Genomic DNA, 13348 nt, shown 5'->3' on the forward strand with positions numbered 1-13348 from the left:
GCTTAGTGCCCCGCATCGGACTCGATCGCGTTGATGATGGCGCGGGCCTCGGGTGTGGTCTGGGGCTTGATGGTGTGAAGCGAGCCGTTGATCTCCAGGGTCGCTGAGCGTAGTGGGGCGAGGGTATGGACGATCCGTTTGACCGACAGGCCGGTGACCTGTCGTAGGTAACGCGAGACGGCCAGGGCGGCGAATGCCGTGGTCAGGTGGGCCTCGATGGAGTCAGAGAGCCGGTGGAAGATGGGCCGGGCCCGCAGGTCGGACTTGGCCATGCGGAAGGAGTCCTCGACGTGCCAGAGGTCGTGGTAGGCCCCGATCACCTGGACCGGAGTCATCACCGATACTGGAATATTGGTCACGTATCCCTTCAACCCGACCAGTTGGCGGGCCCGGTCGATCGCCTTGTGATCCAAGGACAAGCCGTTCGCCGATGCGCTGACGAACCGTGGCTTGCGGGCCGGTCTGTCACCGTCGACCACGGCTTTGGCGCGGTTCTCCTGAGCCGTCAATGTGGCCGAGTCCCGCACGGCCCGTTTGCGGGAGTACTGCCAGACCGCCCGCCAGCTATCGGTGGACCCGGCTGGATCCCAGACCGGCTCGGTCCGTCTGCTGCGAGGGTGGCAGGTCTTCCTCCTCGCTGTGCGGGGTGTGATCGTGTCGATGATCTGCCCGTCATCGAAGGCCGTGCCGTTCCAGTGGAAATGGCCGGCCAGGTCGCTGGGGGCCTTTACCGACCGGGATCCCACGATGAACCGCAGACCTGCACCGTCCAGGGCCTCCAGATTGGAGGCCGACAGCATGCCGGCGTCTGCGACCACCACCATGTCGGCGATCTCGTGGGCCGACCGGTAGGCCTCAACAATCGGGATCAGGGTCGTGGTCTCGGCCTTGTTGCCGGGAAAACAGCCAATCTGGAGGGGAAAGCCCCAGCGGTCCACGAGGAGCCCGACCACGATCTGGGGATCAACCCGGCGTTCCTTCGAATAGCCGACCTTGCGCAGACTGTCCTCGTTCTCAGCCTCGAAGTACAGGGTGGTCACGTCATAGAGCACCAGAGTCACCTCCCCGCCACCGGCCGAGTACCGGTGGCAGGCATCGGTGATCACGGCACGGTAGTCGCGGTCCTGGGCACGAGCCAGGTGCCGGTAGATCGTGGTGTGATGCGGCGGGTCCTGACCCAAACCGGTCAGGACCCGCCCGACAGCCAGTTTCGAGGTGGGTTCGACGATCCGGGCCACAACGACCTGCTCGAACACCTGATCGGCAACCGCGTCGAGTCCCAGGCGGCGATAGGCCCTGTCCAGCACAGACCACAACAGGTCCGAGGCCGTCGAGACGACCTGCGCAGGCCTGGCAAGCGCTGAACTCTCATGGCGTCCAGAGTCCTCACCGGTCAACCTGTCCTGGACCACGGGCTCGGTGAACGACTCCTCGACCGCAACCGGGATCTCCACGCCCAGGTCCAAGGGCTCCTGGCCGCTCAACTGCTCGATCCTGGCCCGGGCAGTGGTCCTGAGTACCGCCAGTTCCTCGTCACTGTGAGCCGAGCCCACATGCTCCACGATGATGCGCCTGCCCCGTCGCTTCTCAGCGATCTGGACCGCCACCGCACCCGAACCCGTGCGGACCGTCCGGACATAGGTCATGACCCCCACAATACGGGTCCCCAGGACCGTCTTAGTGCCCCAAAACAGCCACGATCGAACACGAAACCCGTAGCCAGACCAACACACCCGACCGAACCCCGAAAAACTGCATCAAGTCAGGACAGACGCCTGTCGGAATCCCTCCCCCGAACGACGGCTCTAAACCACCGCGGTCCTCAATGGGTAACAGCTAGCGAATCATCAAATGGGTCATCAGTTCCAACCAGGACCCCAGCCTGATAGTCTACGCACCTACATAGGCCATCCGGGACCGCTCGTGGGCTCTTCAGAACCATTCACGCCGATCACGGATACACCATCTACATCATGGATCCTCGGCAAGAAGGTGGGCTTGGTAGATCAGATGCTCTCATCCAAATACATAGGAAATATAAATCCACGGCACGATAACCTAACGGTTCTGATCATTCATGCAGACCGAGCGCCTAAACGGGAAGAAGTGGACGACTCGGGCTGGTCTTGTGAACGCAATGCTCATATGTACCGTGATCTTTGACAACCGGTTGCGCTGACACGTGAATTCGAACATGGTGCCCGATAGAACACAACACGACACACTCAACATCAACGAACCGCCCGCCATGAGCTAGCCACCGCGACTCACAGCAAGACCCTAAGCAGGTCAAAAACTTCCCGTACTGTGGTCCCCAGCCAGAGAGCCCCTGCCTCACGCTGTGTCAGCGGAAGTGCAGGCCGCGATGAGCTTCGAGGTGGAACGCATAGTCGATGCGAGAAGCTAGGACAGAATACCAGCTTGGAACGTCACCGTCCAGATGAGATGGGCCATGCAGCTCCCGGATCCATCCTGTAGATTGGTACCACATGCGAAGCCGAACAATCTAAGCATGCCCCGATTCAATGTAGCTATTACGGCGCGACCCCGGAGTCGTCATTCGCACGCCCATAGTGTTGCGTATCCGGTTCTGGGGAAAATACCCTGCGTTTGTGTTGAAGTGTCAAGATGGAGGTTAGTTTAGAATGCGCGTAGTGATTCTTCTTCCCGGTTACTCCGCGAGTCCAGTTGGAGGGTATTCGGTAGTATATCAGTACGCGAACTATCTTTGTTCACTACCCGATATCCAAGTCGTTATCGTTCACGATGGGTTTAGGTTGGTGAACACTATCAGACCAACGCCTAGGCGCATTCTCTCACTCATCAAAGGCTCGCTTTCATTTCACCTTGGAAAAATTGGAGTTCGGAAGTTCAAGCCTTGGGCACGATGGGATCCTAGAATCGAGGTTGAGAACTCCATTAGAAGCCTAGACGACCTCAGGCTTGGAACGAATGATTTGGTACTTGCAACTGCCGTTGAAACGGCCCTGACTGCCGAATTGATAGCGAAGACAAGAGGCTGCGCCGGCTGGTACTTCTTACAGCATGTAGAGACGTGGAATTATGGAAGGGAATACCTAGATAACACCATTAGGTCATCCCTGAGAAAGATAGCTGTAGCTCCGTGGATACGAGACTACTGCGCCGACTTGGGTGAGCCCTGTGAAGTCGTACTCAATGCTGTAGATGGAGAGAGTTTTCCCTTGGGTAGCTTTGGTCCTCGCCGAAAGTTGGTTAGCACGCTGCTCTCCCCCGGTATACCTCTCAAGCGTACGGATATCGCAATAGATGTGCTTAACGGCCTTGTCGGCCTCGGATACCCCGCCGCCGCATTCGGCGCCAAACCACGTCCTCGTTCTCTAGACTCCAGGGTTGTATACAAGCGACTTCCAGATCGACTCACGCTTCTTGATCTTTACCAGCGTTCGCGAGTATTTTTTTGCGTGAGCCAGACTGAAGGATTCGGATTGACCCCAGCCGAGGCCACATTGGCGGGAGCCGCAATCGTGTCCACAAACAATGGCGGCGTGGAGGCTTATGCTGAATCCTTTGGCCGGTTTACAGGTGAACCGGATGTCGGACGCACAATCGCAGCCGTAGTTGATCTCATGCGCAATCCGGAAGAAGCACGATCTCGGGCAGAACGCGGACGGGAGCAACTTATGTCTTACACTCCCGAAAACGCGTCAAAGGAGTTTGCTCGTATTTTGCTTGAGGCTGATCCACCTAAAGCCCAGTAGCATCTTTGCTGCGGAACCAATACGTCACAAATAGGTTGAATTGGAGCTATCACTAGTGACCAGAATACAGTCAAGAAGAGCCATGATTCTAACAACTTGGTTGGGGCGCGGGAACTTCGGAGGCGTCCTCCAAGCGTACGCACTGCAAGTTGCACTCCGAAGCATCGGAATTGAAGCAGTTACTGACAGCACACATCCCGTCGTAAATAGGGTCCGACCCATTGGGCTAATAAAGTCTGAGATCTCAGGTCTGTCCAGGGGCATTGCTATGACACGCGCGGAAGCGCGACGCCGATCACATCTAGAGTTGGATAGATTCATCAAAGAACACATGGTTACGGACACGCTATTCGGAGTTAGCGGGAAACCCCGGAGATCGGTGCTCCAAAGCTTTGATACTTTGGTTGTTGGCGGAGATCAGGTATGGAGGCCAAACCCATGGATCGAATCCTTCTTTCTCGATTTTGTGGCGGGTAGTGAGGAGTATAATCGCTTTGCATATGGCATTTCGTTTGGAACTGACAAATTTACCCCCGACGAGATTAGTAAGTTTTCTAGGCTCCGGCCGCTGGCTCGGGAGTTTCGCAATATTTCTGTGAGAGAAGATATGGGCGTCGGACTATGCGCTGAGTTATTGGGGGTACATGCCCAGTGGGTGGCCGATCCAGTGCTTCTCTTGTCACCAGATCATTACCGTGACCTTTGCTCGGCCTGGTTAATGACAAACACTGGATCTGGGTTGCTGAGCTACATCTTGGATGACTCCGCACTTAAGAGCGCCATTGTCTCTGATGTTGCCGGGGCCGTCGGTATGAATGCGACCAGTGTTTCGCCGCCGGACGTCCCTTCTGGACGGGCCTACCAACATGACCCGAGTCATTGGATAAAGCCTTCGATGGAAGCGTGGCTGGGAGCGTTTGCCAATTGCGAATTCGTTATTACTGACTCCTACCACGGCGTTGTTTTGGCATTACTCTTCCATAAGCCGTTCATTGCTATCGGGAACCGGAAGCGAGGCCTGTCGCGCTTCGAATCGTTGCTTGACCATGTCGGGCTGCGGTCAAGACTTATCACGGATCGGTCAGAACTATCGTTCCCGCTACCAGAAATTTTTTGGACGGATGTCCAAGATTCACTGGATGTGCTCATCAATCGCGGTTGGGAGTTCCTTCGTAATTCAGTGATGGAGGACCACTGAGCTGCTCTCAACTATTGGATCCCTTAATCACGCTGCGCATTCGAGAGTGGAGCATCTTGGCTCTCAAGTTTATGAACCGTCTCGCGCGTGAGAGAGCCCTAGAAATGAGTGGACCATCCAAGCGTCTGTAGCGACGAATCTCCTTCGTCATCGCTCGCTTGTAGCGTCCGAGATCTCCAGAAGCACGGGCTTCACTAAAAGCCTGATGACTAAGCTTCGCCATCCGTCGGCGTTGGCGCAGCAGGGTGGCTCTCGCCTCGGAGACCGCGTGACCGTCTGGAGCGACTCGCTTCCGGGGAACCGAGAGCCCTGCTGACTGGTCATCGGACAAGCGTAGCGCTAGGCCCTCGCGGCGATGGCGGAAGCCGCCCGCCTGGGACTGAACCGCATCTGCGGCAGCGAGTGGGATCAGCGTGATCTCCCCGGAGCTTGCTGCGGCGTCCAGAATCTCGTCAAGCATACGGTTGCGCGAGATGATGAGGTTGGTTCCTCGAGAATCCTGTGCAAACTCGGGAAGCCAGGCATCGCCGAAGCTGATGTCGGAGCACTCTGCGACGACGTCATCGCAGAAGTTGCACGCCTCCGGCTGAAAGGCGTTGTGTCCCCAGTTTCCTCCGACAAGGTCGCGGGTCGGGGCATACCGCCAGTGATCCTCGCCAATCGCTCTGGCTCCAAAATTGTAATGGTCGGCTGACAAAGATGGGTTCTTGACCCGGAAGTCAACCTCGGCTAGGTGCTCGGGGGATATGCCTAACTGCCAAGCGAGTGATTCTGCGAAGGCTTGGGTCTTGTAGTGTCCGCAGACAAGGCCGATGAACACGGCGAGGTGTGCTGATAATTCTGGCTTCTGATCGCAGAGTGCGCGAGCCGCCTTGATGTTGCAGGGCACGCCGATGAGCGCGAAGCGCAGGTTGGTCGAGCCGATGACGCCAAGAACCTCGGCCATAGTCGTCGCGTAGTAGCAGGATTTGCGACGCCCCGGTATTTCTGACTCTTCAGCAGCGGCGTACCCGAACAGTTCGTGATCTGTCGGCCCGGGGCGTCCGACTGAAAGGACTGCGTCGATTATGCCGACTTCGATCAACTTCCGGGTGAGCCATGAGGTCATACCCCCAGAACTGCTCCCCCATACGTAACCCTCCGCATTGACACGTCCAGCCAACGTTCGGATGTGGGTTCCCAACTGCGGATGCCGCTGCATGGCGGCGTCGCCGTGCGGCACCCCGAGGTCATCCTCATTGGGTGCCTCGTCAGAAAACGGGCACACCCTACTTGCGGCACGAAGCGCCCCTGACGAGGCGTTGCTGATGTCAGCTTGGTAGAGGCGACTGGCGTCCAGCCTGACTTGTATTGCCCCGTTGGTGGCCACGGCGCAGACACCACAGCCAATGCACATGCCCCGGGATACGACATCCTCGATGCGGTGAGTCACTTTGCCTCCTGGATCTTGCGTGCGAAAACTGCGCCCAATAACTGTAGCGATGCGACAAGGAAGTGCCGCGTGACTGGCATGGCCATGAGGGCACCGAGCATAGCGGCCGTTCCGACTAGGACACACAAGGAGATCGAGGGGACAGCAGGCAGGACGGGCAGTACTGTGCCGACTACCGTGGCAGCTAGGCTACCGAGCCCACCCGCTAGGAGAATGGTGGTCCCATTGCGGGCAAAGGATCGAGACGGTAAGCCCGCTGTCCGTGACAGCCAGAACAGGTTCAGTGGCCAGCTCAGTGCCATGGCAGCAACGTAGCCCCATGCAACGCCATCAATACCAAAGAAGGCGCCAACCGAAAGACATGCCACTGCCAGCGGCTTCGAGACAAGGTTGTACCGCAGCAGCTGCCTGCTCTGCTCGTAGAGGATGAACACCCAGCTGCTCACTGTACTGAAAACCCAGATCGATCCGCCGATGGCAAGGATCTGGAAGACTCGGACGGTAGGCCCCCATCCTGGGCCGAGCAGCAGAGGAACGAGCCAGTGCGCCGTAGCTCCTGCCATCGCGAAGACCCACACAATTGCGCAACCCACGCCGAACTGCACGCGCAACAGCATGGCATTGAGATCGCCGCCCTCGGCGCGAATCCTGTTCAGGGTGGGCACGACGACTTGGCTTAGTGGATCCAGGAGCCGTCCCACGGGTGTTGTCAGAAGCTGGTAGCCACGGTTGTAGTAGCCCAACGGAGTGGCACCCAAGGTGGCCCCGACAATCAGGGTGTCAGCGTTCTGTTGAGCAAAGGTGAGGAGGTAGGCCACGCCATACTCGGCACCCGCACGGAACAGATTTCCCGAGTCGTGGCCACGTCGAAACCGGGATGGAACCCAGCGATCAAGGACTGCACGCAGAATCAGGGTGACGAGAGCCGCGGTGAGGGCTTGGGCTACTAGCGCCCAGTAGCCGGCCCCCAGCAGCGCTAGGGCGATCGCAGCTGCCAGGCCCAGGACTTGACCCAAGATGTCGCTCAGGACCAGCGCCTTGAACCTCAGCTGACGGGCTAGGTCGATCTGGATCTGAGCGCCGACCCCAGTAACGAGAATGACCGAAGCCATGGCCGGAACCACCGCAGCCAGTCGCGGTTCCGAGTAGAGAACAACCAGAACCGGGGTAGCCGCGATCAATAGGATCCAAGCTGTTCCAGCGAGTGCTGTGTTAACCCAGAATAGGTTGGAAGCCTGTTGGTGGGAGAGCGACTTCGCCTGGAGGGCAGCCGTCGGCATTCCGAAGTCGCGGATGATGTTCCCCAGCGCGATGAAGACGCTGACCATCGCGACAAGTCCGAAGTCTCGAGGAGTTAGCAGGCGCGACAGGACTGTGACCGAGATTAGCTGGAGTCCCATCGAGAACCCACTACCCAAGACAGTGAGCCCGGTGCCTTTTGCTCCGACCGCGGCCGTACTCTGGGACATGGGACCACCATAGTCAGGATGGACCAAGTGCTCACAACCGATGGGATCCCGGGACACCTTGAGTCGCTGCAACCACACGATGACTCGACCGCGCCTCTGGAGGCACTTGTTCCACGACAGGCTCAAGGGTGGACCTGATGGCCAGCTTGTCGCGAAGCTGGTGGGGGTGGGGACCCGCAAGAAGCCGGGGTACCGCGCCACTCGATTCAGGCGATTTCAGTAACGCCCGTGCTCCCTGCGGCGCTGTCGAAGGCGGCTACTGCCACCACTCCGATCTTCTGGTCGGTCTCCCCGACCTCCACGTCATCAGTGTCAAGCGAAGCGACGCCGCGATGCAGCGCGAGGTCGAATCACCACGGCCATCGATGACGCGCTGCCCGAAGTGCGGAGTGATCGCTTATGCCCGCGATCGCCAGCAGATCGACCCGCTCGCCGCGCCGTGCGTCGGTGGGCGGATGCGGTTGTGGTCGCCGAAACGACGCTGGCTGTCCCCTGAACCATTGTGTCCGGTAACCTCTTTTGTGGAACAGAACCTGGCAGTGACGCGACCTCGAGCACTGTTGATCACGCGCGGGCTCGTGTCGGCGATCGGCAGGATGAGCCGGGCGTACGCCTCTCTCCAGAGACTGACCTGCCAGCTCAGCTGCTCCTGAAAATCACCGTGACTCGGCGCCGAAGCGGCCCTTGAGGCAGCCGCCGAGGGACCGCCGTGCCCCTCCACACCGGAGTCAGACGGCTCACCGAGACGCAGCAGACCGGCCTGCAAGCGCTTTTGCTCATGACTCACCCATGGCCAAAACCTCGAGGTCGAGACGACCTGGCATGCTCTTCCGCGAATGGCGACCGCCCACCAGAAGCGGTCAACGAAAGTTCGGGAGGCTCGTCATGCGCCGACTCGTCGACTCCCCCGCGAGCGGCATTCGCTCCAGACTCGTCGAACTGTGCGATCCTCCGCCAACCCTCAAGCAGCGCGCAACCCGCATCCTTCGACCGGCCCGACACCAGCAACGGTCACACCAAAGCCATCAAGACACGCCTCGAACACTCTACGACTGAGCCCTGGACCCCCGGAACCCCTCTGTGCCAACCTTGAGTAAGACACCCGGACAGTCCGGATCGGTGTCGTAGAGGGCGGGGAGGAGTTCCCCAGGATGAGTACGACGATGACGGCGCCCGCTGGGGCGGGGCAGGCTGTAGGCATGGAAGACGTCCCGGATCCGCAGGTGCCGGCGAAGGCGCAGCGGCGGACCTACACGGCGAGGTACAAGGCGAAGGTCCTGGCCGAGTACGAGGCGTGCGATCGGGAGGGCAAGGGGGCGCTGCTGCGCCGGGAGGGGCTGTACACCTCGCTGATCAGCTCGTGGCGTGACCAGCGCGACCGCGGCGCCTTGGAGGCGCTGGGGCGCTCGTCGGGCGCTGCGCCGGCCACTGCTGCCGAGAAGGAGGCGGCCCGGCTGCGCAGGGAGAACGAGCGGCTGACCGGCGAGCTAGACACGGCCCGGAAGGTCATCGAGATCCAGGGAAAACTCTCGGCTCTGTTGGACCAGTTCTCGACCGACAGCGCGAAGAAGACCGACGAGCGATGATCGACGAGACGATCACCGAGCTCACACCCCTGATCGGTGTCAAGGCCGCCTGCCGGGCGGTCGGCAGGTCGCGGGCCACGCACTACCGTCACCACCGCAAGAGCCCGACCCCGCCGAGGCCACCACGACGCGAGCCGGCCCGCCAGCCCCGCGCCCTGAGCGCGGCGGAGGAGGCCCAGGTGCTGACCGTGCTGCGCTCGGCGCGGTTCGTCGACATGGCCCCGGCCGAGATCTACGCGGTCCTGCTTGACGAGGGCGCCTACCTGTGCTCGGTCTCGACGATGTACCGCCTGCTCCGCAAGCGCGGCGAGGTGCGCGAGCGGCGCCGCCAGGCCACCCACCCGGCCCGGGTCAAGCCCGAGTTGGTCGCTACCGCCCCGAACCGCGTGTGGTCGTGGGACATCACCAAGCTGCACGGTCCGGCGAAGTGGACCTACTACTACCTGTACTCCATCATCGACATCTTCTCCCAGTACACCGTGGGCTGGATGGTCGCCACGAGGGAGGCCGCGCCGCTGGCCGAGCGGCTGCTGGCCGAGACGATCACCAAGCAGGGCGTCGACCGCGGCCAGCTGAGCATCCACGCCGACAACGGCTCCTCGATGGCCTCCAAGCCGGTCGCGTTCCTCCTGGCCGACCTGGGCGTGACGAGGTCGCACAGCCGCCCCCACGTGTCGAATGACAACCCCTACTCCGAGGCCCAGTTCAAGACCCTGAAGTACCGCCCGGAGTTTCCCCACCAGTTCGGCTCGATCAAGGACGCCCGCGCGTTCTGCGCCGAGTTCTACCGCTGGTACAACACCGAACACCGCCATTCCGGGATCGCGATGCACACCCCGTTCGACGTCCACCACGGCCGCGCCACCACCGTCCAGGACCACCGCTGCCGTGTCCTGACCCGCGCATACGGCGCCCACCCCGAGCGCTTCGTCCACCACCCGCCCGTCCCGCTGACACTGCCAGAGACGGCGTGGATCAACCAACCCCCCAAGGAGACGACCAACTCAACGATCCAGCACAGTCACTGACCCACCCAGGTTGACAGGTTCCGGGGTGCGCAACCACGGACTCCTTCAGTGAGCGGGGCGTGCTGTACTCGATGGGACGTCGAGGTTGAAGACTGGTCTGTCTGTCGAAGGGCTCGAGTGGAAGGCCTAGTGTCCTGAGTCGGAAGTTTCTGGTCAGGATTGGTAGACTCTTCTCATGGCGAGTCCCAGGACTGAACCCGTGCACTTGACCGACGAGGAACGTGCCGTGCTGGAGGGCTGGACACGCGGGCGAACCCTGGCGGCCTGGCGGGCGCGGCGAGCCCGGATCATTCTGGAACTCGACGGTGGGGCCACGATCGGGCGGGCGGCCGAGCTGGTGGGTTGCTCGCGGACCACAGTCGGTAAGTGGCGGTCCCGCTTCGCCGCCGACCGGCTTGACGGTCTGGAGGACGCGCCCCGTCCCGGGCGGCCGCGTGCTGTCACCGACGAGGCTGTCCAGGCCCTGGTCGAGAGGACCTTGCACTCCAAGCCGGCGAACGGGGACCGGGCATGGTCCACCCGTAGCGCAGCGCAGGCCTCCGGGATGAGCCAGTCCATGGTCTCTCGGGTGTGGCGGGCCTTCGGACTGAAGCCCCAGGCGATCGATTCCTGGAAACTCTCGACCGATCCCGAGTTCGTCGACAAGGTCCGCGACGTGGTCGGCCTGTACATGGACCCGCCAGCTGACGCCCTGGTGCTGGCGGTCGATGAGAAAACCCAGATCCAGGCCCTGGACCGGACCGCCCCGATCCTTCCGGTGCTGCCGACCAGCCCGGCCAAGGCCTCCCACGACTATGTGCGTCATGGCACCACGAGCCTGTTCGCCGCCCTGGACATCGCCTCGGGTTCGGTGATCGCAGAGCACCACGCCCGGCACACCGCTGCCCAGTTCATCGGTTTCCTGACCACCATCGACAAGGCCGTGCCCCAGGACTTGGACCTGCACCTGGTCCTGGACAACTACGCCACTCACAAGACCCAGAAGGTCCACACGTGGCTGCTGCGTCACCCCCGGTTCCATCTGCACTTCACCCCGACCTACTCGTCGTGGTTGAACCTGGTCGAGCGCTGGTTCGCCGAGTTGACCTGCCGGAAACTCCACGGTTCGGCACACCGGTCAGTCACCGAACTGAAAGCCGACATCCAAGCCTGGATCAACCAGTGGAACCACGATCCCAAACCCTTCATCTGGACCAAGACCGCCGACCAAATCCTCTCCACCCTCGCGGGCCTACTGCACCATCCTCAACCACACCAACGACCAACCAGAAACTTCCGACTCAGGACACTAGATGCGCGGCGGAATTGCGGACTATGCATGCCAGCTGGACCGAGGGTCGTAGGTAGTGTCGAAGAAGAGGACGGCTCCCTCGTGCGCTGGCTATGACCGAACAGTCGGGATCAAGGAGGGCGAACGACTCGGGCAGTGAGATCGCCAGCAAGACGAGCTAGGACCTCCGGTTCAAGAAGAACGGTCCAAATCGACGCGCATGCACCTTGCGAGACCAGGACTGATCCCCATGGTGGCCAAGATCGAACGCATCCACGGGCGGTGACGCGAGCTGCGTCTGAGTTGTTCGACTCCCATCGAGTTCAGGACCGCCATCACCATGACCGACGCCCCACGGCGAGAGGACAAACTGTAACCTATCCGTGCGGCAGCACTGATCCCGATGAGCAAGGCCAAAGCTTGCATGCTTCGCCGAACCCGTCCAGGTCCGGATGGACCACCTACGCCGTAGAGAAAAATGATGGATCCAAGCCAGCGACTCGCATGATATCCTCCATAGCGAGAAAATCTGACGCAGCGATCAGCTAGACCAACAAGGATCGAAGGACCAAGGAACGTACGGGAGATGGTGCTTGTGAGGAAATCTGATATCAGTGTGGTGATGGTTACGTTCGGGGCATCCGAAATGGTCCAGAAGTCACTGGATGTGCTGCGGCCTACCACTCTAAACACAGTTGTCATTTGGGACAATACGCAGGACGGGAATGAGGCGGGGGCTCTCGCTAGATTGACAGGGGATCACGTCACAGTATTTAGTGATGGCTCAAACGGCGGGTTTGGAGCGGGTTGCAACAAGGGGTTCAAAAAGACTAGCTCAAAGTACGTAGCCTTTGTCAATCCAGATTGCCTTGTCACGGCTGATCAGTTACTAGCTCTCGCCGAAGACATAGAAGAGTACGGCGGTCAAGTTGGAGCTGTGGTGCCACGGATGGTCTATCCTGACGGTCAAATCGGAATTTCGGGAGGACCGAGAGTCTCGATCTCAAAAGAGTTGCTGGCCGCAACGAGAATCGATGATGTCTTGCCGGAACGCATTCGTAAAGTGGCTATTTCGGCCTACGATAGAGTTTTTGTCCGCGGAAGTGGATACTCAAAAGTATATGAGTCGGGCGGCCTCTTAGATACAGAATGGGTATCTGGCTTTTGCATGATCATGAGATCTAGTACATTCCAGGCCGTGGGCGGGTTTGATGAACGGTTTTTTCTGTATTTTGAAGACGTGGAGCTTTCCAATAGAATCCGCAACGCGGGGTTCCGTGTAGCAATTGATAGGAACGTCACCGCAGTTCACTTCGAGAGCGTGACCACGAAGAACGGTAAGGGGTCCGCGTATTGGCGTGGAATGGCGACCTATTTCGATATCAAGAAGTTTCCAGTTCGATCTAGGATCGCGCAACTAATGGCTGGACTAGCATAATGAGAATACTATTCGTGACGCCGTGGATTCCTGCGCCGTACCGACCGAGGAGTCTTCAACTATTAAAACTCATTAGTAGGCAGCACGAAGTCATTCTGGTGGCCTGTGCTTGGAGTAGGAAAGACCGCGCCCAGGCTCGCGAGTTGAGAGATTATTGTGAAGTCCGACTAGTCGATCGCAGCCGCCT

7 protein-coding genes and 1 pseudogene are annotated in these 13348 nt (G+C 60.0%); 5 read left to right on the forward strand and 3 right to left on the reverse strand.

Annotation, left to right across the window (positions count from 1 at the left end; genetic code table 11):
• Nucleotides 1–2 precede the first annotated feature (2 nt).
• Nucleotides 3–1646 (reverse strand): IS1634 family transposase, encoded by a 1644-nt coding sequence (locus FEZ32_RS02830; RefSeq protein ID WP_138679856.1) that lies wholly within the window; start codon nt 1644–1646, stop codon nt 3–5.
• 1008 nt (nt 1647–2654) lie between these two features.
• On the opposite strand from FEZ32_RS02830, the gene FEZ32_RS02835 reads away from it, so the two are divergent.
• Together FEZ32_RS02835 and FEZ32_RS02840 are read left to right on the forward strand one after the other, a co-directional pair.
• Nucleotides 2655–3740 carry a glycosyltransferase family 4 protein gene (locus FEZ32_RS02835; RefSeq protein ID WP_175415703.1) on the forward strand — a complete coding sequence of 362 codons (1086 nt, stop codon included), beginning with the start codon at nt 2655–2657 and terminating at the stop codon, nt 3738–3740.
• A gap of 82 nt (nt 3741–3822) precedes the next feature.
• On the forward strand, nt 3823–4938 hold the full coding sequence (locus tag FEZ32_RS02840; protein WP_138679858.1) for a polysaccharide pyruvyl transferase family protein: 1116 nt from the start codon (nt 3823–3825) through the stop codon (nt 4936–4938).
• Between the two features lie 7 nt (nt 4939–4945).
• Here FEZ32_RS02840 and FEZ32_RS02845 read toward each other — a convergent pair whose 3' ends face one another.
• Together FEZ32_RS02845 and FEZ32_RS02850 are read right to left on the reverse strand one after the other, a co-directional pair.
• Entirely contained in the window at nt 4946–6370 is a 1425-nt protein-coding gene (locus FEZ32_RS02845) for a Coenzyme F420 hydrogenase/dehydrogenase, beta subunit C-terminal domain (protein WP_138679859.1), read from the reverse strand.
• Nucleotides 6367–7839 carry a lipopolysaccharide biosynthesis protein gene (locus FEZ32_RS02850; protein ID WP_138679860.1) on the reverse strand — a complete coding sequence of 491 codons (1473 nt, stop codon included), beginning with the start codon at nt 7837–7839 and terminating at the stop codon, nt 6367–6369. The genes FEZ32_RS02845 and FEZ32_RS02850 overlap by 4 nt, the downstream gene beginning before the upstream one ends.
• Nucleotides 7840–8990: 1151 nt before the next feature.
• On the opposite strand from FEZ32_RS02850, the gene FEZ32_RS02860 reads away from it, so the two are divergent.
• The 3 genes and pseudogenes from FEZ32_RS02860 to FEZ32_RS02870 all read left to right on the forward strand — a co-directional run bounded on the left by FEZ32_RS02860 (nt 8991) and on the right by FEZ32_RS02870 (nt 13161).
• A protein-coding gene (locus FEZ32_RS02860) for an IS3 family transposase (RefSeq protein ID WP_420809250.1) occupies nt 8991–10453 on the forward strand; the annotation gives its coding sequence in 2 pieces (ribosomal slippage) (nt 8991–9360 and nt 9360–10453; 1464 coding nt in all).
• Nucleotides 10454–10628: 175 nt separating this feature from the next.
• A pseudogene (locus FEZ32_RS02865) lies at nt 10629–11745 on the forward strand (IS630 family transposase).
• 564 nt (nt 11746–12309) lie between these two features.
• Nucleotides 12310–13161, forward strand: coding sequence for a glycosyltransferase family 2 protein (locus FEZ32_RS02870; RefSeq protein ID WP_138679862.1), 852 nt, complete (start codon nt 12310–12312; stop codon nt 13159–13161).
• The last annotated feature ends 187 nt before the right edge of the window (nt 13162–13348 follow it).

It is taken from the genome of Acidipropionibacterium jensenii, assembly GCF_005890135.1.
Classification (GTDB): domain Bacteria; phylum Actinomycetota; class Actinomycetes; order Propionibacteriales; family Propionibacteriaceae; genus Acidipropionibacterium; species Acidipropionibacterium jensenii.